General features: G+C 43.6%; 1 protein-coding gene. It reads left to right on the top strand.

Going from position 1 to position 534, the window contains the following annotated elements; all coding sequences use genetic code 11:
* The coding region (locus tag ACRCJ0_RS19130) for an IS30 family transposase (RefSeq protein ID WP_431391795.1) at positions 1-364 on the top strand (364 nt) is incomplete at its 5' end.
* Positions 365-534 lie beyond the last annotated feature (170 nt).

Genomic DNA, 534 nt, shown 5'->3' on the forward strand with positions numbered 1-534 from the left:
TCTGTCATCATCACTATGGTTGAACGGAAAACACGCAGCGCTGGTTCAAAAAGGTGTGCTTGACTTGATGAAAAAACAGGGGCTAGAACAGTTCAAGTCACTCACAACTGATAACGGCTCTGAGTTTTCAAGTCTGTCTCTTATCGAAAGCATCGCTGAAGACGTTCAGGTTTTCTTTACTCATGCGTATGCTTGTTGGGAGAAAGGGACGAACGAAAGGCATAACCGCATGCTCCGAGAATTTATCCCAAAGGGAGTCACTCTGCGTCTATTGTCCTATTCGTATTTACTAGAAGTAACCGATACGATCAACCACAGACCAAGGAAAATAATGGGCTATACAACACCTGCAGAACGCCTTTAGGAAGAACTGGCCGATTTACAAGCAGCTTAAGGTGTTTTGTTGGTTCTATAGGATAAGAGAATAGATTAGCTGAGTCAAGAATCGCTTTGCTCCTTCTCTTGACTCAGCTAACCTATCCTCTTGGGTCAGAACCACCAACAACTCACCTGAAAAATGGTAAGGGATGAAAC

The organism is Aerococcus sp. L_32 (assembly GCF_050689315.1).